Raw genomic sequence first — 20822 nt, forward strand, 5'->3', positions numbered from 1 at the left:
AAGTTCGAGATATGACGGTTAAGTCCACTGCTCTTCGTCAGTTGCTAACTAATTTTTAAAAATTTTTATGGTTAGGTGTGTTTGAGTTACTCAAAAGTCAGTTTAAAGCTTATTGACATAGTACGCTGATATTATAAGATAGCCTTTATCGAGACCTCTCAATCTCATGCAAAACGGAACGGCTCCGTGTCAATTTGGGATGCAAATACCGGAGTAGTCGATTTTTTTTGAAGCAGCTTGCTATTCAAATAATCGGCAACACCCTGCTTCATAATTTTTTCAACATTATGCCCCGGGTCAATCAACGCGATTCCAGCCGCGGCTGCATCCTGCGCCGTATGATAGTCGATGTCGCCTGTAATCAATACATCTGCTCCCGCAAACAAAGCATGGCGCACATATCGGCTTCCTGATCCGCCCAGAACAGCTACCTTGCGTATCGAATGCTGGGGGTCCCCCACTACCCTCAACGCAGGCACGCTGTAAGCGGTCTTCACTTGCTCGCATAACTGTTCCAGAGTAACAGGCGCAGGAAGCTTCCCAACCCTTCCTAGACCAAAGGAACGGCCTTTAAGATCAAGTTGGTACAAGTCGTAGGCAACTTCCTCGTAAGGATGTGCCTTTAGCATGGCTTGAACTACTCTTTTTTCGACACTTTGAGGCACAATCGTCTCCAATCGTATCTCTTGAACCTTCTCCAGCTTGCCCTGCTGTCCAATAAAAGGCTCGCTGCCCTCCTCAGGTACGAATGTTCCCGTCCCTTCGTTATTAAAGCTGCAGTGACTGTACTTCCCGATCCAGCCTGCACCTGCTTGAAACAACGCCTCGCGAACACGCTCTACATGGTCTACCGGTACAAACACGACCAGCTTTTTAAGCTTATCCGTATGTACATCCTCCAAAGGCGATAAGCCGGTTAATCCTAGTGCCTGTGCCATCATATCGTTGACACCGCCCTCCGCCACATCGAGATTGGTATGGGCAATATATACAGCAATATCATGTTTAATCAGCTTTTCGTAGAGCCTCCCTGCAGGGGAGTCCGTTTGAAGATGAGCCAGTGGTCTATAAATAATAGCATGATGGGCAATGATCAAATTAGCACCTAGCCGGATAGCTTCGTCAATGACTTCATCATTTACATCCAGCGCGACCAGCACACCGCTTATTTCCTTATGCAGACTCCCTAACTGCAAGCCAATTTTATCATCAGGTACCGCGTAATGTTTAGGAGCCAGCTCCTCCATTAGTTGAATGATGCTTTGTCCTTTTGCAAGCAAGCCAATACCTCCTTGATTTGCTTTATTTCCGATTCAATTAATTGCTCTTTACTGCGTGTTTCCTGTTGGGAAGAACGGGCCAATTGACCACGAATCATTTCGAGCTTATCAAGCTCAAGCTTCCATTTATGGAACCAAACGGCTGAAGGCTCTTGAAGAAAATAAGGTCCAAGCTTCAGCTGCAGCTCCTCATTTGCAGTAATCCCTGCACCAAGTATTCGGCTCTCATACAGCTGGCCATTAGTCAATTCGGTATGCTGAGCAGGTACAGCAGTTAATATCTCATATATTTTACCATCCTCTTCGAGGATTTGCTCTCTGATGAGAACCCAGCTATGCTCCAATAACCATGTGCGCACGAAGCTTTCGCCCACATTGGGCTGAAGGATCAGCATACTAACTCCTGCAAGCTTATCTTGACCCGCTTCCAAGATGGCAGCAATTAATGCACCACCCATGCCAGCTATGGTTATAACATCGACTTCTCCCGGTTGAATTACAGCCAGCCCATCACCGAGCCTAACATCTATTAATGATCCCAACACTGCATCACGCACCTGCTTGGCAGCTGCCTGATACGGACCAAGATTAACTTCCCCTGCCACAGCCTTGCTAATCTTCCCCCGCTCAGCCAAATAAGAAGGCAGCAGCGCATGATCGGAGCCAATGTCCGCCATTCGGCTTCCTTCGGGAACTTGTTTAGCTATCATTTCGAGTCTTTTTGACAATCGCAACATGTTAAGCAACCCACTCTGTCCATTTTTTTCGTAAAACAAATAATAAACTGGCTTCGACTAGCAATTTACCTAAAAAAGCTATTTGTACCGCATCTTCACCATACTGCTCGGCATAAAGCATACCATACAACTCGGGCATAAACCAAACGATACAGCTAAGCATCAGGAACACTGTACCTATTTGTTTGCTTTTCTCATGAATCATCCAGCCGACCCATCCGAATAAAATACATAACGGCACCCAGCTTAACTCAAGCGTAAGCCAATTAATTGAATCGAGCTGGTAATGCAGCAGCCAGCCGTAACAAAATACAAGGACTATCCATCCGCACAGCTGGAACAGCAGAAGCCGCGCCAGCAGTCCGGTCAATATCCATACGAGACTGCAGAATACCACATATCCAACCACTAGAACAGGTGCATGAACATTATGAAGCCTCATCAAGATGACGCCTATAAAAAGTAAAAATAAGGATGCCATTCCGAATAAGATTTGTGCACGAACCGGCTCTTTTTTATTTTGCAGACTTCCTATGGTATAACAGCCAAATAAAAAGACGCATGCTATGCCCATTTGCATTGGTAATTCAAAAGCAGTAAAATTAAGAGCAGCAAAAGAAATAAGAGCAATAACGCCGAAGAAGACAATCCATATTTTCCAGTTACTGTTTTTTATAGACGCAGGGGATACACCGAGAAATCCGCCTGAGGATGAAGGCTTCTCCGCCGAATTCTCTAAATATATATTTAATAAAAAGTCACAGTAATGTTCCGGCAGCAGCTTACTTTTACGCCAGTGCTCAATTTCACGTATTAAAATTTTTCTTTTTTCGTCCATACTTTTCGAATCACCTCATCAACTTTGGCATCAGCTTCCATTTTGGTCCATCTTATCTTTTTATCGGTTGAGGTGAAACAAAAAATTAGACCTCACCGCAGTTGCGCAGCAAGGTCAATGGGTCTAATTTCACAGCTTTATTCAAGGAAATCTTTCAAACGTTTACTGCGGCTTGGATGTCTTAGCTTGCGAAGCGCCTTAGCTTCAATCTGGCGAATCCGCTCCCGGGTAACGCCGAATACTTTACCCACTTCCTCAAGCGTACGAGTACGACCATCGTCCAGGCCAAAACGAAGTCGAAGCACGTTCTCCTCGCGTTCGGTGAGTGTATCCAGCACATCCTCCAGTTGTTCCTTCAACAGCTCGTAAGCTGCGGCATCAGCAGGAGCCAACGCTTCCTGATCCTCGATAAAATCACCCAGATGGGAGTCATCTTCTTCCCCGATCGGTGTTTCCAAAGAAACCGGCTCTTGCGCAATTTTCATAATTTCGCGCACTTTGTCTGTGCTTAAGTCCATCTCTTTTGCAATTTCCTCAGGCGTCGGTTCGCGACCAAGCTCTTGAAGTAATTGACGAGACACTCTGATCAGCTTATTGATAGTTTCTACCATATGAACCGGAATACGGATCGTTCTGGCTTGGTCAGCAATAGCACGGGTTATCGCTTGGCGAATCCACCATGTCGCATAGGTACTGAACTTAAAGCCCTTATCATGGTCGAACTTTTCAACAGCTTTTATCAAGCCCATATTGCCTTCCTGGATCAAATCCAAAAACAGCATACCGCGGCCGACATAACGTTTGGCGATACTAACTACCAAGCGAAGATTGGCTTCAGCCAAACGGCGTTTTGCCTCTTCGTCACCCAATTCAATTCGTTTCGCCAGCCCCACTTCATCCTCTGCCGATAACAGCGGAACTCGGCCAATCTCCTTCAAATACATCCGAACCGGATCATTAATTTTAATTCCCGGAGGAAGCGACAGATCGTCGTCAAAATTAAAATCATCATGCTCCTGATCGCTAGGTCTATGCTCGTTATCTTCATCGGATTCATTGCCTACGTCGATGCCTACCTCTGAAAGCTGTTCAAAAAATTCGTCAATTTGTTCAGGATCCTGATCAAAAGGAGCCAGCTTCTCCATAATATCTTTGTAGGTTAAAGAAGAACGCTTTTTACCTTGCTCAATCAGTTGTTCCTTTACTTGATCTAACGTCAACTCGGTCTCTATCTCGGAACGTTGATCGTTCGCCATATGCCAACTCCCTCCTCCCTGGATACATCCTCTTATAGCTATAGCTGCTTAAGAGGATTTTAACTGCTTCTCCAGAGACATAATCTCATTACCTATTTGTCCAGCCAATGTCAAATCGCCTAAACTTGCGGCCTTAAGCATTTCTTCTCTTTTTAGCTCAATTAGCTGCTGTTGAGGATATTTCTTTATTTCCCGGATGTAATCATCAATAACTTGACCATTGACCCCATGAGAATTACCCATCATAGCAATCGAACTTGCCAAACCCTCGAGCTCTTTTTCTTGAAGCATGGCAATAAAACTGCTTGCATTCGGCTCATACCCCTGTGCAAAATAAGCGTATAAATAAGCAGCTAGCGCAGCGTGTGCATCCACATTGAATTGATCACCCAGCTGCCGCTCTACATATTTCGTAGTATCACGGTCAAACATCATGATAGCCAATAACTGACGCTCAGCATTATGATATGCTTTAAGCAAGGAAGGCGCACGTTCCCGCGGTCTCCCATCATTCATAACATTATTCCACGCTTTGTCTTTATTATCCCCGAATTTGTTGTTTTTTTCCGATTGAAGTCTGATTTCGTTCAGGTCCTGCAAAGCGGCTTCAAATGTTAGCCGAAATTCGGTCGACAATTCCCTCACGTAGTGTTCTCTTTCAACGGGTGATGGAATGTCCGCAATAACTTTGAGAGCTTGCTGAATGTAGCGAAGCTTATCCCCATCCTCCTGCAGTTTAAAATTTTTGCGAAAGTGAATTAATTTATATTTGATCGACGGTACGGCAGCTTCAATCACATCCCGTACAAATCGTTCAGAACCGTTAGTTGTAATATACTCATCGGGATCCTGAGAATTTGGAAGCAGCGCAATCTTGACGAGGCATCCTGCTTTTTCCAAAATCGGGATGCTCTTGTAAGCCGCATTTTGTCCAGCAGAATCACCATCATAAGCAACTATTACTTGATCGGCCTGCTTGCGGATCACTTCGGCATGCTCCTCAGTTAAAGCAGTGCCCATCGTCGCTACACCATTTATTACCCCAGTTTCCCAAGCTTTAATAACATCCATATACCCTTCGAACAACACAATCTGCTGTTTCTTTCGTATTTGTGGCCGGGCCAGATGAATATTGTACAAGCTTCTGCTTTTATGAAAAAGCATTGACTCCGGACTATTCAAATACTTGGGCTGTGCATCCCCCATGGCTCTTCCGCCAAATGCGATAAGCCGGCCCTTCCAATCATGAATCGGAAAAATAATTCTGTCCCGAAACTTGTCGAAGTAACCTTGTCCGTCCTGCCTGACAGAAAGCAGGCCGCCTCTTTCCATTAAAGGTAATGGAAATTGACGTCTTTCTAATAGCTGGGTTAAGGTATCCCAAGGGGCTGGGGCATAACCAATGCCAAAGGTTTCGATCAGCTTGTCGTTTAACCCGCGTGAGCGTAAATATTGCATAGCCTGTTTCCCTTGCTCGGTATTCTTTAGTATATACTGATATAGCTTACCGGTCAGTTCGTAGGCTTCATACAGCTTTGTTTTATCCGGGTTTTGCTGTGAACGGCTATCTGCTGCAGGATCAATACCAATATCCAAATTAGCTTCTTGAGCCATTTGGCTGATGGCTTCCGCGAAAGAGTAGCCTTCCATGGCCATTATGAACTGAATCACGCCTCCACCAGCTCCGCAACCAAAGCAATGATAGATTTGCTTTTCAGGCGTTACAGTAAAGGACGGCGATTTCTCCGAATGAAAGGGACAAAGCCCCTTCATATAATGCCCCTGCTTGCTTAAATGGACGTAACGGCCAACCACATCGACAATATCATGATGCTTAAGGACCGCCTCAATAATTTCTTCAGGAATACGTCCGTTACTCATCCTATCCACCTTCAATCAAATTAACACGTAATAATATTCGCTATAGCTATGAATTATCCTGCAAGCGAAGTAAAACTTTTGTCAAAGTTTGTAGAAAAAACTGTCGATCCTCGTCGGTAAACGGTTTAGGTCCTTTGGAATGCTTGCCTCCGCGTCGCTGCTTTGCCTGTTCATGCCTGCGATCGAGTAAAAAATCAATGGTGCGATCATTGTAATTTTGGCCGCGATTGGATAGTGCTATCGCTTTCTTGCCAAGAGCAAGTGCGGCCAAGCCAAAGTCCTGTGTTATTAATACGTCGCCGGGAGCAATTCGATTCGCTATATACAAATCTGCTGACTGATCCGACCGGTCCACTTGAATGATCTGGACTCCCTCCATTGGAGCAAGCCGATGATCATATGAAGCTACCATCATAACTTCAACCTTAAACTGTGCTGCAGCCTTAACGATTTCAGGCTTAACCGGACAAGCGTCAGCATCGACCATAATTTTGAATGGCATCGTAAGTCCACCGGAATCCTTTTTAAGTACTAAAGTAATAACTGGTTTATAAAGACTGCTTATAAACGTACTTTTAAAACATGCACTAATATTATATACGATGAAGAAATAAAAAATCCTGCTGAGGTTATGTAAAAAAGCATTAGCTATCTTCCGTGATACCAATCGATGATTAAGCTAGCCGTTTCCTCCACAGCCTTGTTCGAAACATCAATGACTGTGCAGCCTATCCTTTTCATTATCTTATCTGCATATTCAAGCTCCAGATTAATTCTTTCAACATTGGCATACATCGCTGTCTGCGGCAATCCCAAAGTCTTTAGCCGTTCTGAACGAATCATATTCAGCTTCTCAGGAGTGATGCGAAGACCGATAACCTTCTTATTAGATACGGTAAACAGCTGCTCGGGCGGCTGAATTTCCGGAACAAGCGGGACGTTGGCCACTTTAAATTTTTTGTGTGCAAGGTACATGGATAGTGGTGTTTTCGACGTTCTTGACACTCCCACAAGTACAATATCGGCCTGCAGTACTCCCGTAAAATCTCTACCATCGTCATATTTGACAGCGAACTCTACGGCTTCGACCTTCTTGAAATAATCTTCATCCAGAGGATGTATCATACCCGGCTGATGGCGGGATTCCTGCTGCAGCTTTTTTTCAAGCGAGCCCAGAATGGGTCCGAGCAAATCAATATACATAAGCTGATTCCGTATGGACTGCTCAACCAAATAATCCCTAAGCTCCGGAATTACAAGTGTAAAAACGATGATTCCATCCCGTTCCTTGGCAGTTTGAATCAATTTATCTATACCCTCGTGATTTTCCAAAAACGGTACGACCCGTACATCAACCTGCTGCGGATAAAATTGAACCGCGGCTGCGCGTACAACAGACTCACCAGTCTCCCCTGCCGAATCAGAGGCTATGTATATGACCGGATTCTTCCTCTCTGCCATGAACTCACCTCTTTCTTGAATTGACCATCCCTCAAGGATAAGCGGCTGCCAGCGAAGCAAAGCCTAACAACTTCGCTCAAAAAAAACATCTCGTCCCCAAGCCCGAGTTAGACTAAAGACGAGAGTCCATCTTTTATGTTAATAAAATATATTACCAAAGGTAAATAAAAATGTCAAAACAATTTTTCTAAGACGCTTTTAAATTTATATGCCATACTTGTCCATTTGATCCAAGAAATTTCTCGACTTTAGAACAAGACCTATATGAGTGTCGAAATAGCTCCTCATCAGCTTTTTGAGGCTTTCTTTGGTTTCCGGCTTCACATCTATTTGTCCAAGCCGTCGGATATCCATGCGTGCAAACAGCCGGATCAGTTTAAGAGTTCCAGCGGACAGAGGTAAAGCTTGGGGATCCTTAGTTCGGCATCTTTCGCATAAAATGCCTCCCATACCGGCGCTAAATCGCATTTCTCCACTGCTGCTCCTGCAGGAAACACATTCATCAAGCTCCGGCTGATAACCTGACTGCATCCATATTTTCATTTCATAAATGTGTACAATGATTTGCATATCCTTGTCGCTATCAAGTCCTTGGTAGGCGGCCAGCAATTGCTCATACAAAAAAACATTAGCTTCCTGGTCCCCAAGCATTCGATCCGTTAGCTCCGCTATATAGGAGGCATAGGATGTTTTGTACAGCTCTTCTCTTAGGTGATGATTCGATTCAATAATATCCGCGTGATTTAATGTACCTAACTGACCGGATTTAAAAAACAAATAGTCGCCGCAGGTAAATAACTGGGCAACCGATGAGTAACGGCTCTTCACTTTTTTGGCGCCTCTAACAATAACGGCGACTTTACCTATCTCTCGAGTGAACAACGTAATAATCTTGTTATTCTCTCCGTAATCCATACTGCGGATGACGATTCCCTGCACTCGGTACTGCATCGTCAGTTCCCCCCAAGCCTGATAAAGCTATTGTAACAAATCTTCCTGATCGTTCTCCTCCTCTGCATCGTCATCAGAAGTCGGATCAGAAATTTCTTTATAAAGCAGGTAGGCATCCACATCACCGGTTATTGAAAAATACTTCCACGAAAAATCTCTCATGTGTATCAATCTCCTCTCCTACAAGCTTCTGAAGGAAGCTGCCTCGTAAGCAAAGACTTAAAGCTTAAGAAGTAAAGGGACTTCCGAACAAAGGCTTCTGCTTCAGCAAGACGGAATGATGCCTGTTGATAGAAATAGGATGATACTAAAGGCGTGAAAGTATCCTAAGCAATAACTGGCACTGCACTTATTAGTCGTTGCGGAAGCCGAGATCCTTCAATACCCGCTCTTGATTACGCCAATCTTTTTTCACTTTCACCCACAGCTCAAGGAACGTTTTAGAACCTAGAAGAGCTTCGATATCTTGGCGCGCTTTTTGCCCGACTTCTTTTAAGAGCGCTCCTTTTTTCCCTATAATAATGCCTTTTTGCGAGTCACGCTCGACAAAAATAACAGCGGAAATGTGGACGACGCCATTCGGTTCAACCTTCATATCTTCTATCGATACAGCGATGGAATGCGGAATTTCTTCGCGTGTCATATGGAGAATTTTTTCCCGGATCAGCTCGGCACACACAAATTGCTCTGGATGGTCGGTTATTTGATCAGCCGGATAATATTGCGGCCCTTCAGATAAATATTTCGTAACCTGCTCCAGCAATGTGTTAACATTGTTTCCTTTAATAGCAGAAATAGGCACAATTTCCGCAAAGTCATACAAATCCTTGTAGGCTGTAATTACTGGCAATATAGCTTCCGGCTGTACTTGGTCGATTTTATTCATAACCAAAATAACGGGAGTTTTTACTTTTTTCAAGTTCTCGATAATAAACCGGTCGCCGCCACCCAGACCTTCTACCACATCAATTAGAAACAGAACCGCATCCACTTCACTCAAAGAGCTCTCTGCAATTTTCATCATGTGCTCGCCTAGCTTGGATTGAGGCTTATGAATACCCGGAGTATCCAGGAATACGATTTGAGAATCAGTCGTTGTGTAGACTCCATGAATTTTGTTGCGGGTTGTTTGTGGCTTGTCAGACATAATAGCGATTTTTTGCCCGATTACTTGATTCATTAATGTCGATTTTCCGACGTTAGGACGGCCGATAATGGCCACAAAGCCGGATTTAAATACTTTCTTAGCTGATGCTGTCATCTTTTAATTATCCTCCATTGAGATCATTGCTGGTGAAAGCCCCCGGCAGCAGCTCGGCAACAGTCGTTTCCGTTATGTCTCCATTAATATTTGCCATATAGACTGGCATATTCGGCGCACATAGCTCAATCAATACTTGACGGCATACTCCGCAAGGTGTGATCGGCTGTGATGTATCACCAATTACAGCGATTGCTTTGAACGATCTTGGCTGTGCCCCATCAGCAATAGCTGAAAAAAGAGCCGTACGCTCGGCGCAGTTGGTAGGTCCATAAGCGGCATTCTCCACATTGCAGCCCATATAGACGGTACCATTACTCCCCAGGAGCGCACTGCCTACTTTAAATTGCGAATAAGGAACATATGCCCTCTCCCTTGCTTCTTTGGCAAAAGAAATAAGTTGTTGCCGCTCCATCCTCATCGCCCCTTTACACATTCATTAAATAATAGGCTAAAACCGTTATAAAACAGCCGATCAAAGCCCCCAGCACAAGCGCTGGCATCGATCGACTGCGCTTGTCGTATAACACCAGCATGACCATAAAAGCTAATAAATAAGCCAATAAAGCTATTAAAGTAATAGTAACATAGCTGGCAATAAACGTCGAAATCGCAAAAGCAACAGCGGCCAGCAGACTTGGCCGCACATGATTGCCTTTCGAGGAAAACCGCGTCTCTACCACAATAACGGTAAGCATAACCAAGCTCAATAATACCCAGACCATTCCTGCGGAAAAGGAATGCCCTTCAGCAGAACGGACATTTATAAACAGCCTGTCGATAGGGTCGTAAAATACAATCATCCCTACTATCGCGGCAAAAGCCGCAGACACCAGTACGGAGGCTGCGGCGACATCCTTGGCTATTTTGGCCAGCGGATGGAGATCCGGCATGGCTAGGTCTACAGCCTTTTCAACAGCCGTATTAATTAATTCTGTAACAATCATTAATGTAACAGCTAATAAAATAAATAAAATTTCCAGCTTCGGCAAGCCTAAATATAAAGCCAACAATAATACAACAAAAGCGGCAAAAAAATGGAACTTCATGTTGCGCTGCGTAGATAAGGCGTACTTCACTCCTTCATATGCGAACCGGAAGCTTCTGTGCCACTTCACCTGCTGTCTCATCTTAGGAGACCTGCCTGCTGTAAAATTTGCTCCTGCTTAGCAAACATCTCTTTTTCCGATTCCTCGTCCTGATGATCGTATCCGATCAAATGGAGAAAACCATGAACGAACAGAAAGCCTAGCTCCCGTTCCACTGAATGTCCGTAATCTTCACTTTGGGCAATTGCTCGAGGCACTGAGATGATGATGTCACCGAGAGGCTCCTCAAACATGGCTTCTTCGTCCTCATCGAGCTCGTCGCTATCCTCCTCAAGCTCCTCGTCAGCTTCGCCTGATTTGTCCAGCTTCTCGGCATCGCTCAGGTCATCATTTTGCACGAAATCATCCTCATCGAAGATAATCTCCAGCTCATCATCACCCACCTCTTGCATCGCAAAAGAAAGCACATCCGTAGGCTTGTCTATTCCCCGATATTCCTTGTTCAGGCGGTGAATTTCTGCATCATCGACAAAGGTTAACGCTACTTCGCCTTCATCCACCTGCTCCGCTTCACCTGCAAGGCGCAAAAGCAGCTCCAGCTTAGCTACAAATTCCGGAGAGATTTCAAATTCATTTTGTTCACTATTCCATTCCAAGCGTAGGCTCATGAGGTTTAACTCCTTTTTGTCTGCTTTGGGGCGTCTGATTGCGCCGGCAGATCGTTAGGGTATTCGATTCTAGAATGAAAAATACCGAGTAATGTTTCATTCAATGTTTTGGCGATTTGATCCAGTTCTTTAATGGTTAAATCGCATTCGTTAAATTGTCCATCATCCAATCGGCCTTTGCTGATTCTCCGCACCATGGTATCAATCTGCTCCAACGTAGGGCTTCTCAGTGACCTCACCGCCGCTTCAACACAATCGGCAATCCCGACAATAGCTGCTTCCTTAGACTGCGCCTTAGGACCCGGATAGCGAAAATCCGCTTCCTCCACCGACTTTGTTTGTCCCTCGGCCTCGGCAATTTTCTTAGCTTTATGGTAAAAAAATTGCAGCAGTGTCGTGCCATGATGCTGCTCTGCAATATCACGGATCGGCTTAGGTATCTGGTACTCCTTCAGCATCTCTACACCATCGCGGGCATGAGCAACAATAATTGATTTGCTTAATTCGGGGTCCATTTTATCATGCGGGTTTTCGATATTCGATTGATTCTCGATAAAATAAACCGGACGTTTGGTCTTCCCAATGTCGTGATAATAGGCACCCACTCTGCATAGCAGCCCATTGGCTCCAATCGCTTCTGCAGCGGCCTCCGCCAAATTGCCAACCATTATACTATGATGGTAGGTGCCTGGCGTTTCCGTCAGCAGCTTACGCAGCAGAGGGTGATTCGGATTGGACAGCTCCACCAATTTCAACGGAGATAAAATTCCGAATGCAACTTCAAAGAAGGGTAGAAGTCCGATAACAAAAACAGCTGTGAGCAATCCGCTCCCAATTGTGAAGGATAGAGCGACCAAAGCGTTCTTGCTTGTTTCATGGCCTTCAATAAGCAGCAGTGAGGCAACAAGAACCATCCCAAGTAAAGAGACGATCATCCCGGCTTTTAAAATTGAAGACCTTTGACTGGCTCGTTGAATCGAGAAGATCGCCGCAAATGAGGTTACCAGCGTCAGCAATGCATATCGAAAGTCAAATGGTTGTAAATGGTCCGTATTAAAAATAATGCTCGACATGACAGCAAAAAGAACGGTGGCAACAAAAGCCATACTCGAATCCAGTAATATGGTTATCAGCATAGCCCCCATTGCCGAAGGCGCTAAAAATCCAATATACGGGTAATCTAAATTTTGTACAAGTGAAAACAGCTTCATCCCGAATAATGTAATCAGTAGTATGAGAACCAGCATCAACAGCTGCGCATTATTATTTTTGATCGATTGTGAGCTTTGCCGGATAAACATGAATATAACAAGGCTGAACATCGATACCAGCATCACTAATCCAATTTTGGGCCAGTTGCTCGACTCATCTTTCAGCATTTCCAGACTGCTTAAACGCAAATACATCTCATCGGTTATCTGATCGCCCTTCTTCACCAACACTTCATTCTTGTTAATGAAAATCGGCTTCACATTATCACGTGCATGGCCTTTCGCCTCATCGGTTCCCTTTTGATCAAAAAACTTATTCGGCGTAATTGCAGTTCTCACAAGCTCCTGCACAATTTCTCTCGCCGTGCTTTTGCTTAAGGTCGAGCTGTTCACCAGCTCCGCTACCTTGGCCCTTACCGTTTGCGCGTCCAAAATTTGATCGCTCATCAAGCGGTTTACAATATCCTTGGCAACCGGCTCCATAGCGATTAAATCTTCCTTCAATAGGCGTGGCAATTTATAAAATGTTTCTTCCGGTATCCGATATTGCTGCTCAACAATCTTTTTCTTCATTTCTTCAAGCATAACTTCGTTATATTGACCGCTGCCGGAATACATTTTCACTTGTTTGTCGGTATGAAGCTCTATGATGTTCGGTATGACCGTTTTATAAATATTGACCTTATCGCCAAGTGTCACTTCAGCATCAGCGTTGATTTGCTGCAGCTTTTCGAAAATCGACTCTACGAGCACATCATTTTTCAACGATACGATTTTGTATACGGGTTGGACGCGCTGAGCCGCATCCTCCTTGGCTTGTTCCGTTGCAATTGCATTTTCTATCGCACGTGGAGCTATAATGTCCTTCTCTGCATGCGATCCTTTTTGGATATCATAGGTTTGGGGAATGATCTTGTTTGTAAGCGCCAAATAAAACACCGCTGTAAGCAGTAAAAACAGAAGAAAGCGCACAAGTGCGCTATATTTCCAACCGGATAGCCGGTATTGAAATTTCCCTTGAATCGAAGCCTGGTTTTTCATAATCGAAAGGTCATCCCTTTCTCCGCGCTACTTTTCTTGTTCATTATGATAAGCAACGATGATTTTTTGAACCAAGGAGTGTCTGACAACATCTGCATCGGAAAACTCAATAAATCCTATCTCTTCAATGCCTAATAAAATACGTCTGGCTTCAACAAGTCCCGAATTTTTGCCGCGAGGCAGGTCAATTTGCGTTACATCTCCGGTAATAACCATCTTGGAGCCAAAACCGAGGCGAGTTAGAAACATCTTCATTTGTTCTGGGGTCGTGTTCTGAGCTTCATCTAATATAATAAAGGAATCATCCAAAGTTCTCCCCCGCATATAGGCAAGCGGAGCGATTTCGATCAATCCCCGTTCCAACGATTTGACCACCTGTTCCGGTCCCAGCACATCGTTAAGAGCATCATACAATGGACGTAAGTAAGGGTCAACCTTTTCCTGTAAATCTCCAGGCAGAAAGCCCAGACTCTCTCCAGCTTCAACAGCAGGCCGCGTCAGAACGATACGTTTGACCTTCCCTTCCTTAAGCGCTGCAACCGCAAGCACGACTGCAAGGTAGGTTTTACCTGTACCGGCAGGACCGATCCCGAATACGATATCGAGCTTCTTGATCGTTGAGACATATTGCTTTTGACCGATCGTTTTAACACGAATAGGCTTGCCCTTGTGAGTAACGGCGATATCGCCCTTGAATAAATCCAGCAGTTGATCCGCTTTCATTTGCTTGGCTAGCTCCAACGCATACTTTACGTCCCGCTCGCTTAGAATATAATTGTTGCGCACCAGCTCCAGAAGCACCTCAAAAAGCTGCTTAAGGGATTGCAATTCTCCCGATTCGCCTTGGATAACGATCTCTTCCTCACGCGATTGAATCCTGGCAGTGGTGTGCTGCTCAATCAAATGCAGGAACTTATCCTGAGGTCCAAACAAAGACAGTGCCTCGGACGTATTTTTTAAAGCTACTTTCACAAAGCTGGCATTATCAATCAACAGGCCTCTTCTCCTTCGAGTTTGCTTTGGCAAGACTTCCATCGTAATTTTCATCTGAGTTTTGCTTAATAAGTTTTATTGCCAAGCATTACGGTACAGCGACAATAGGTAGTTCTTGGGTAATAGATTCTTCCACTTCCAAATGCACTTCCATATAAACTTTACCATTCTCCGTCTTTTCATGCAAAATTTTTTCACTTACAACCCTCGAACCTTTTCCAGCAGCTTCCAATATATCCGATTTGGCCTGCTCCAAACCTCGCGTTTTTGCCTCTTGAAGCTCGACGGACTGCTCGACAATGCCTGTCTCCATCACGCGCTCTTTAAGCCAGCCTATGGGCAATACAAAGTCTCTCCACATGAATGTTTTGCGTTCCGGAATCGTTTCATAAGTTTGATAAGGAACCGTCCCAAAGCCTGTCAATTGCAAGCCGCGATTACCCACTACCAGGTAAAATCGTTTCAGGGTTTCTCCCGTGTAGATTTTATATTGCTGTACGAGCGGCACCTCAACCTTGGGAGCATACCATACCAAACCTTTGACCTCTCCCGCGGCTACAACCGTTTTCTGATTAAGCTCGTCCCCCAAAACGCCGGAAATAAGAATATCCCCTTTTTTCACATAGGTATTCGTCTTGACAACCGGCCGTCCCTTTTCGGCAAAAATGGAAGTCACCATTGCACTTTTGGAAGCGACCAAGTGGCGTGGATTAAGCAGTTGAGGCTTCTCCGGTATTACGGCTTCCACCACTTTAATGACAACATGGGTCCCGCGAAACTCAACCCCTACCCAGGCAGCTTCCGGCATCTTGCTCTGCAAGCTTTTGGATAGCGCATCGGCATCCTTAAGGCGGAACTTCCATTGGAGTTTATAAACGCCTTCTTGCTTCGCCACTTGCAAAATATCCGCTGTTTTTATCAGTTCATTCCCTTCAACCCGTACCTGCCACACAATTGAAGACAACAGGTATAGACCGATAATAAAGCATAGGATTCCCGCTGCAAAAACCTTTCTCTTCTCCAGTTTGTCCATCACAAAAGGAAAGCCGAACCTCTTGCGTACGCGAGACCGACAGCCTGTCTCTTTTAAAAGCGGACGAAGCCGAAAGAAATCCTTGAGTGAAATATATAGCTCCACCTTAGCTTCATCTCGAAATCGAATGTCCCAAACGGACATCCGCTTTTCTGTCAGCCTATTAATCAAGCGTTCCAGCTGTTGCCCTTTAATTTCAATCAAAACATACCCGCGCAGCGACGTAAGCATCGATGTTTTCAAGCTTGAGCACCCTCTTTACGAATAAAATTTGATCTCCCCGATAATTCCTTCAATAAACACTTCTTCCGTTAAAATAGCTCTTATGACAAGCTGTGTGCCTTGAACCTCCAGCTTCCCTTTGGGCAACGCCAGCAGCAGCCGCTCACTCGAAAAATGCAGCACCCCGCGATGATTTTCAATATAAAGCTGCAAATTGCCTATCATAGTCATTCGAGGCAGGTCCAAAGCAACGTCTTGTGGAAGGTCCAGCAGCTTTGCCGTGAATTGATTAAGCCTTTTAGTCAGACTGCGCATTTTTTCCCTCCTAAAAACTTTCTGTAGGAAAGTCCGGTTTTGCGTAAGTATGGGCTATTTACACCATATGCTAGAAATTCACAGATTATGAAAGCAAAGCAAAAAGCACCGGCAATCCCAATTTTCTTTAGGATCCGGTGCTCATTAGTTAATGATTTATTTTCGAAATGGCTTCTTCGCCCTAGGTGGACCAAGAATTTCAGCCCATATGACCCCCTGAGCGAGCTTATGGGCGTCTACTGCATCCTCACGGTATTTCTGTTCCTCAGAACGCTTTTGCTTCGTACGTTCATCCTGGCGCGAACTTGATAAATCGCTATCTCCCCAAAAGTCAGCTTCAGGTCGTTTCTCTGAGCTAGGATGAACGTGCTCGGGATGCACGTATGAATCAGGACGACGCTGTGCACTCTCGGTTGCAGTTTGTGGTCGATTCTTTCTTTGATTCGGCTGATTAGCAGTTGTTACCGCAGGCGCTTTATCACGCCCCCACCCTTGCATAGGATTGCCTCCGCCCCCAAACGGGGGCATAGCTTGCTTGGGGGGCTGGCTGCCGGGAACGCCCTTCAAACGCTTCAGGAAGCTGCTAGCCAGAAAAAAAACTACAATCGCTATATACCAGTTATTCAGGAGAAATTCGATCAGTTTCAATCCGGCACACCCCTTCCGAGTTACTCATGATCGCCATTTTTGCCGCCATCATTCATTTTGCCTAAGGAAGAACGCATTTGGGTATCCGCGTCAATATTTTTCAAGTTCATATAATCCATTACGCCAAGCTTGCCGTTACGGAGCGCTTCTGCCATCGCCAAAGGCACCTGGGACTCGGATTCTACCACCTTCGCCTTCATTTCCACTACTAACGCCTTCATCTCTTGCTCTTGGGCTACCGCCATTGCACGGCGTTCTTCAGCTTTCGCTTGAGCGATCCGTTTGTCCGCTTCCGCCTGCTCGGTTTGCAAATAAGCTCCGATATTTTTACCAACATCCACATCCGCAATATCTATCGACAAGATTTCAAAAGCCGTTCCAGCATCCAACCCTTTACTTAAAACGGTACGGGAGATCATATCCGGATTTTCCAATACATCCTTATGTGACTCGGACGAACCTACTGTAGTAACAATCCCCTCGCCAACACGCGCGATAATCGTTTCTTCACCGGCTCCACCGACAAGACGCTCAATATTAGCTCGAACAGTAACGCGGGCAATTACTTTAACTTCAATACCATTCTTTGCAACAGCCGAAACGGTAGGTGTTTCAATAACACGCGGATTTACGCTCATCTGTACAGCCTGAAGAACGTCACGTCCCGCCAAATCAATTGCCGCGGCGCGTTCAAACGGCAAAGGAATATCCGCACGATGGGCAGCAATTAGCGCATTAACAACACGGTCGACATTACCGCCTGCGAGAAAATGGCTTTCCAACTGGTTAATAGAAATATCTATGCCTGCCTTGGTTGCTTTGATCATCGGATTAACGATACGACTAGGCGTTACACGTCGCAGACGCATAGCAACAAGTGTAATAATACCAATGCGTACGCCTGAAGCCAGTGCTGAAACCCATAGCATAATCGGTACAAAACTTAGAAATACCGAAAGTGCAATAATAATAATGACTGCCAATAAAAAAATGTAAACAATAGAATCCATGTTTGACGTCCTCCCAATATTTAATTTAGATAAAACTTATTGTACCAATTCATGCGCCTCACGAACAACAATCCGCGAGCCTTCCACTTGCACCACTACAACTTGCTTATTTACCGGGATGAACTCGCCTGTAGTTACCACATCCACTCTCTCGTCAGCAACGAGAATAGTTCCTGCCGGGCGCAATGGAGTTACGGATAGGCCAGACTTGCCCAGAAGATCTGTGCGAATTCTCGATGATGTAAAGCCTTGATCCGTCGTGAGCTTTTCCCGTAAAATAAACCGATTCCAAACCCCGCGATGTTTAAAATATTTAATGATAATGGCAACAACAATAATGGCTAACACAACGGCAATCGACAAATTTAAAGCAGCTTGCTTCGTATTATTGGCAGCCATTATGACACTGCTGAACAAACATGCGATACCAAGAATCCCTATGATTCCGAAGCTGGAAACAAAGATTTCAATAATCAGCAATACAACACCAATCACAAAGAGCGCTATATCCTCCACCCCCGCAAAACCGGATATATAATTACCAAAAAAATACAATCCAAAGCCAATTAAACCAACAATACCTGGAACCCCAAAGCCGGGAACAAACAATTCAATCAGTACTCCGGCAATACCAATGAAAAGAAGCAGCATGGATACCCACGGCTGAGTAATGAACCGTGCAAATTTTTCAGCTGGGGTAGGATCGATATGCAGCACCGGATGATCAGCTCCACCGACAAACCGGATGGCATCGTTTACATCCTTGGCGATTACTTCGGCATAGCCTACCTTAATTGCTTCTTCAGCAGTTAGTGAGACCAACTGACCTTTTGGAACATTGCGAGTTAGTTGAGGCATCGAGACTCCGACGTTTTTATCAACCATTGCCTCCGCTATTAGCGGATTGCGTCCCCTTAGCTCTGCCGCTGCCCGCATTTCACTCGACCAGTGAGCAATAACCTTAACGCTCTCAATTTCATTCCCTGCGATGTCTACAACAGCGGCTGCTCCGATAGAGCTGCCGGGCTCCATTGCAATTTTAGTTGCGTTAAGCGCAATATAGCTTCCAGCAGAAACCGCCTTTCCATGCACATAAGCAAGTGTCGGCACCTTGCTGCTGCGGATCATTTCCCCGATTTCTTCTGCTGCATCCACACGTCCACCCAGTGTGTCAATATCCAGAATGATGTACATGGCGCTTGCTTCCTCAGCTTCCTTCAAAGCCCTTTCCAGAAATTTCTGCAGCCCGTTCTCAATACTTTGATGAACAGGCACCACAACTACCGGAGCCGCTGCTGGAACCGATGACGCAGGTTGTTGAGGAGCATTAACATCTGCAAAAGCCGCAATTCCCGGCAGCAGGAGAAGCATTACCGAGAAGAGCACCAGCAAGCACGATCTTAGAAACAGGGAACCATGTTTCATTAACAACATTGTAACCCACCTCCCCCGGATTTCGCTTTAACGAATCCGCTATCGTAATCTTAGTCTTTGTTAGAAAAATGGCTTTTTATGTGCGACTAATGCCATTATTCTGTGCTTCATACATACTTACGTAATAGATAGCCTATCGATTCAATGTTTTAAAAAAAGAACACCCCTGATACAGGAGTGCTCTTCATAACTTACTATACTAATAATTGTTGAACGGCTTGATTGACAATCTTGCCATCAGCACGTCCCTTAACCTTTGGCATCAATGCACCCATAACTTTTCCCATATCCGCTTTAGAAGAAGCTCCCACTTCATGGATGGTCTGCTGTACAATGGCTTTTACTTCTTCTTCAGTCAACTGTTGCGGTAAGTACTCGATCAGAATATCAATTTCCGCCTTAACGGTTTCGGCCAAGTCTTCACGACCGGCCTTTTCAAATTCTTGGAGGGAATCTCTGCGCTGTTTGATCTCACGACTTAGCACGTCAAGCACTTCTTGATCATCCAAGGTTTTACGCTGATCTATCTCAATGTTCTTAATAGCAGCACGAACCATACGAATCACAGACAGTTTAAACTTGGCCTGGCTCTTCATCGCGAGCTTCATATCTTCGTTTAATCTCTCGCTTAAGCTCATCGATTAAGCCTCCTAGAACTTTCTCTTACGAGCAGCCTCTGACTTCTTCTTACGCTTAACGCTAGGCTTCTCATAATGCTTGCGTTTCTTAACCTCCGCAAGTACACCATCTTTTGCGATGGAGCGCTTAAAGCGACGAAGGGCTGCATCTATAGTTTCATTTTTGCGAACTCGAGTTTCTGACACCAGTTTTCCCTCCCTCCGAACAGACCGTCCAAGACGAAAAAAAGCAAAAGCAATTCATCAAACTTCATTATATGGCAAACATAAAGCAGGTGTCAACCCAGAGAATAAATAAATCAGTTCACATGGAGTGGACCCAACTTTACTCCCGCCAGCAGATGGTAATGAATATGATAGACCACCTGTCCACCATCTTTGCCACAATTATTAATGAGCCTGTAACCACTTTCCGCCACGCCTTCTTGCTTAGCAATTTCTTGCGCGGCACGATGAATTTCACCAATCAAGCCCCAATCACCCGCATCGACATCATTCATAGTTGCGATATGCTTCTTCGGGATGATTAAAAGATGTACCGGAGCAGCAGGCTGGATATCATGAAATGCCAGTACATGCTCGTTTTCATATACTTTTTTCGAAGGAATAGAACCCTCTACAATTTTACAAAAGATACAATCCACTGCAGGCTGTCCTCCTTCAATAACATGTATAAAAAAACGATACTTGTATCATAACGAATTTGGGCACAAAAATCCAGTCCAATACGCTCACGAAATATTACAATTTATTATATTTCCATCCACCAATTGAAAATAGCCGATATCCAGGATTCAGGATGCATTGTTTCTTGGGAGGGAAAGCTTAAATGATGAAGCAAAAGCATCTAAATTTAATTTCCTTATACAGCTTGGTGAATAAGCAATATTTCATA

General features: G+C 44.8%; 23 protein-coding genes. All 23 read right to left on the reverse strand.

All coding sequences use genetic code 11. From position 1 onward, the window contains the following. Window positions 1–164 precede the first annotated feature (164 nt). The 23 genes from NV381_RS09355 to NV381_RS09465 all read right to left on the reverse strand — a co-directional run bounded on the left by NV381_RS09355 (window position 165) and on the right by NV381_RS09465 (window position 20571). On the reverse strand, window positions 165–1280 hold the full coding sequence (locus NV381_RS09355; RefSeq protein WP_258213016.1) for a Nif3-like dinuclear metal center hexameric protein: 1116 nt from the start codon (window positions 1278–1280) through the stop codon (window positions 165–167). Further along, window positions 1247–2017 carry a tRNA (adenine(22)-N(1))-methyltransferase gene (locus NV381_RS09360; protein WP_258213017.1) on the reverse strand — a complete coding sequence of 257 codons (771 nt, stop codon included), beginning with the start codon at window positions 2015–2017 and terminating at the stop codon, window positions 1247–1249. Before NV381_RS09360 ends, NV381_RS09355 begins: the two co-directional genes overlap by 34 nt. Before the next feature lies 1 nt (window position 2018). Further along, the gene (locus tag NV381_RS09365; RefSeq protein WP_258213018.1) at window positions 2019–2855 is read right to left on the reverse strand and encodes a hypothetical protein; all 837 of its coding nucleotides are present in this window, start codon (window positions 2853–2855) and stop codon (window positions 2019–2021) included. Between the two features lie 137 nt (window positions 2856–2992). Further along, window positions 2993–4111, reverse strand: coding sequence for an RNA polymerase sigma factor RpoD (gene rpoD, locus NV381_RS09370; protein WP_171653640.1), 1119 nt, complete (start codon window positions 4109–4111; stop codon window positions 2993–2995). 48 nt (window positions 4112–4159) lie between these two features. After that, window positions 4160–5992, reverse strand: a complete 1833-nt coding sequence (gene dnaG, locus NV381_RS09375) for a DNA primase (RefSeq protein WP_258213019.1) — start codon at window positions 5990–5992, stop codon at window positions 4160–4162. Window positions 5993–6038: 46 nt separating this feature from the next. After that, window positions 6039–6494 (reverse strand): YaiI/YqxD family protein, encoded by a 456-nt coding sequence (locus tag NV381_RS09380; protein ID WP_258213020.1) that lies wholly within the window; start codon window positions 6492–6494, stop codon window positions 6039–6041. A 146-nt stretch (window positions 6495–6640) separates the two neighbouring features. Then, window positions 6641–7453: a pyruvate, water dikinase regulatory protein gene (locus NV381_RS09385; protein WP_258213021.1), complete on the reverse strand. Its 813-nt coding sequence runs from the start codon at window positions 7451–7453 to the stop codon at window positions 6641–6643. 204 nt (window positions 7454–7657) lie between these two features. After that, window positions 7658–8404: a DNA repair protein RecO gene (recO, locus tag NV381_RS09390; RefSeq protein WP_258213022.1), complete on the reverse strand. Its 747-nt coding sequence runs from the start codon at window positions 8402–8404 to the stop codon at window positions 7658–7660. A 27-nt stretch (window positions 8405–8431) separates the two neighbouring features. Continuing rightward, window positions 8432–8566, reverse strand: coding sequence for a YqzL family protein (locus NV381_RS09395; RefSeq protein ID WP_258213023.1), 135 nt, complete (start codon window positions 8564–8566; stop codon window positions 8432–8434). A 190-nt stretch (window positions 8567–8756) separates the two neighbouring features. Then, a complete protein-coding gene (gene era / locus NV381_RS09400; protein WP_258213024.1) occupies window positions 8757–9665 on the reverse strand; it encodes a GTPase Era in 909 nt (302 codons plus the stop codon). Between the two features lie 7 nt (window positions 9666–9672). Next, on the reverse strand, window positions 9673–10080 hold the full coding sequence (gene cdd, locus NV381_RS09405; protein WP_258213025.1) for a cytidine deaminase: 408 nt from the start codon (window positions 10078–10080) through the stop codon (window positions 9673–9675). 13 nt (window positions 10081–10093) lie between these two features. After that, a complete protein-coding gene (locus tag NV381_RS09410; RefSeq protein WP_258213026.1) occupies window positions 10094–10795 on the reverse strand; it encodes a diacylglycerol kinase family protein in 702 nt (233 codons plus the stop codon). Continuing rightward, entirely contained in the window at window positions 10792–11382 is a 591-nt protein-coding gene (gene ybeY / locus NV381_RS09415) for an rRNA maturation RNase YbeY (RefSeq protein WP_258213027.1), read from the reverse strand. Before ybeY ends, NV381_RS09410 begins: the two co-directional genes overlap by 4 nt. Window positions 11383–11387: 5 nt before the next feature. Beyond that, window positions 11388–13634: an HD family phosphohydrolase gene (locus NV381_RS09420; RefSeq protein ID WP_258213028.1), complete on the reverse strand. Its 2247-nt coding sequence runs from the start codon at window positions 13632–13634 to the stop codon at window positions 11388–11390. Between the two features lie 27 nt (window positions 13635–13661). Continuing rightward, window positions 13662–14624 carry a PhoH family protein gene (locus NV381_RS09425; protein WP_258213270.1) on the reverse strand — a complete coding sequence of 321 codons (963 nt, stop codon included), beginning with the start codon at window positions 14622–14624 and terminating at the stop codon, window positions 13662–13664. A gap of 91 nt (window positions 14625–14715) precedes the next feature. Continuing rightward, complete coding sequence (gene yqfD, locus NV381_RS09430; protein WP_258213029.1) at window positions 14716–15903, reverse strand: sporulation protein YqfD; 1188 nt, start codon at window positions 15901–15903, stop codon at window positions 14716–14718. Window positions 15904–15918: 15 nt separating this feature from the next. Then, window positions 15919–16197 carry a sporulation protein YqfC gene (yqfC, locus tag NV381_RS09435; RefSeq protein WP_171653653.1) on the reverse strand — a complete coding sequence of 93 codons (279 nt, stop codon included), beginning with the start codon at window positions 16195–16197 and terminating at the stop codon, window positions 15919–15921. A gap of 156 nt (window positions 16198–16353) precedes the next feature. Further along, window positions 16354–16845 (reverse strand): hypothetical protein, encoded by a 492-nt coding sequence (locus NV381_RS09440; RefSeq protein WP_258213030.1) that lies wholly within the window; start codon window positions 16843–16845, stop codon window positions 16354–16356. A 20-nt stretch (window positions 16846–16865) separates the two neighbouring features. Then, on the reverse strand, window positions 16866–17855 hold the full coding sequence (gene floA, locus NV381_RS09445) for a flotillin-like protein FloA (RefSeq protein WP_258213031.1): 990 nt from the start codon (window positions 17853–17855) through the stop codon (window positions 16866–16868). Window positions 17856–17891: 36 nt separating this feature from the next. Continuing rightward, the gene (locus tag NV381_RS09450; protein WP_258213032.1) at window positions 17892–19289 is read right to left on the reverse strand and encodes an NfeD family protein; all 1398 of its coding nucleotides are present in this window, start codon (window positions 19287–19289) and stop codon (window positions 17892–17894) included. Window positions 19290–19483: 194 nt separating this feature from the next. Further along, window positions 19484–19927 carry a GatB/YqeY domain-containing protein gene (locus NV381_RS09455; RefSeq protein ID WP_258213033.1) on the reverse strand — a complete coding sequence of 148 codons (444 nt, stop codon included), beginning with the start codon at window positions 19925–19927 and terminating at the stop codon, window positions 19484–19486. 12 nt (window positions 19928–19939) lie between these two features. After that, entirely contained in the window at window positions 19940–20113 is a 174-nt protein-coding gene (rpsU, locus tag NV381_RS09460; RefSeq protein ID WP_010491812.1) for a 30S ribosomal protein S21, read from the reverse strand. A gap of 113 nt (window positions 20114–20226) precedes the next feature. After that, window positions 20227–20571 (reverse strand): histidine triad nucleotide-binding protein, encoded by a 345-nt coding sequence (locus NV381_RS09465; RefSeq protein ID WP_258213034.1) that lies wholly within the window; start codon window positions 20569–20571, stop codon window positions 20227–20229. Window positions 20572–20822 lie beyond the last annotated feature (251 nt).

This window comes from Paenibacillus radicis (ex Xue et al. 2023) (genome assembly GCF_024722015.1).
In the GTDB taxonomy this organism is placed as follows: domain Bacteria; phylum Bacillota; class Bacilli; order Paenibacillales; family NBRC-103111; genus Paenibacillus_S.

Bases quoted from the DNA above. Each gene is read 5' to 3' on its own strand.
- era (WP_258213024.1), bottom strand. From the start codon at position 9,665: ATGACAGCATCAGCTAAGAAAGTATTTAAATCCGGCTTTGTGGCCATT.
- NV381_RS09410 (WP_258213026.1), bottom strand. From the start codon at position 10,795: ATGAGACAGCAGGTGAAGTGGCACAGAAGCTTCCGGTTCGCATATGAA.
- NV381_RS09420 (WP_258213028.1), bottom strand. From the start codon at position 13,634: ATGAAAAACCAGGCTTCGATTCAAGGGAAATTTCAATACCGGCTATCC.
- NV381_RS09365 (WP_258213018.1), bottom strand. From the start codon at position 2,855: ATGGACGAAAAAAGAAAAATTTTAATACGTGAAATTGAGCACTGGCGT.
- rpoD (WP_171653640.1), bottom strand. From the start codon at position 4,111: ATGGCGAACGATCAACGTTCCGAGATAGAGACCGAGTTGACGTTAGAT.
- NV381_RS09450 (WP_258213032.1), bottom strand. From the start codon at position 19,289: ATGTTGTTAATGAAACATGGTTCCCTGTTTCTAAGATCGTGCTTGCTG.
- recO (WP_258213022.1), bottom strand. From the start codon at position 8,404: ATGCAGTACCGAGTGCAGGGAATCGTCATCCGCAGTATGGATTACGGA.
- NV381_RS09385 (WP_258213021.1), bottom strand. From the start codon at position 7,453: ATGGCAGAGAGGAAGAATCCGGTCATATACATAGCCTCTGATTCGGCA.
- NV381_RS09360 (WP_258213017.1), bottom strand. From the start codon at position 2,017: ATGTTGCGATTGTCAAAAAGACTCGAAATGATAGCTAAACAAGTTCCC.
- NV381_RS09395 (WP_258213023.1), bottom strand. From the start codon at position 8,566: ATGAGAGATTTTTCGTGGAAGTATTTTTCAATAACCGGTGATGTGGAT.
- NV381_RS09380 (WP_258213020.1), bottom strand. From the start codon at position 6,494: ATGCCATTCAAAATTATGGTCGATGCTGACGCTTGTCCGGTTAAGCCT.
- floA (WP_258213031.1), bottom strand. From the start codon at position 17,855: ATGGATTCTATTGTTTACATTTTTTTATTGGCAGTCATTATTATTATT.
- ybeY (WP_258213027.1), bottom strand. From the start codon at position 11,382: ATGAGCCTACGCTTGGAATGGAATAGTGAACAAAATGAATTTGAAATC.
- dnaG (WP_258213019.1), bottom strand. From the start codon at position 5,992: ATGAGTAACGGACGTATTCCTGAAGAAATTATTGAGGCGGTCCTTAAG.
- NV381_RS09455 (WP_258213033.1), bottom strand. From the start codon at position 19,927: ATGAGCTTAAGCGAGAGATTAAACGAAGATATGAAGCTCGCGATGAAG.
- yqfC (WP_171653653.1), bottom strand. From the start codon at position 16,197: ATGCGCAGTCTGACTAAAAGGCTTAATCAATTCACGGCAAAGCTGCTG.
- cdd (WP_258213025.1), bottom strand. From the start codon at position 10,080: ATGGAGCGGCAACAACTTATTTCTTTTGCCAAAGAAGCAAGGGAGAGG.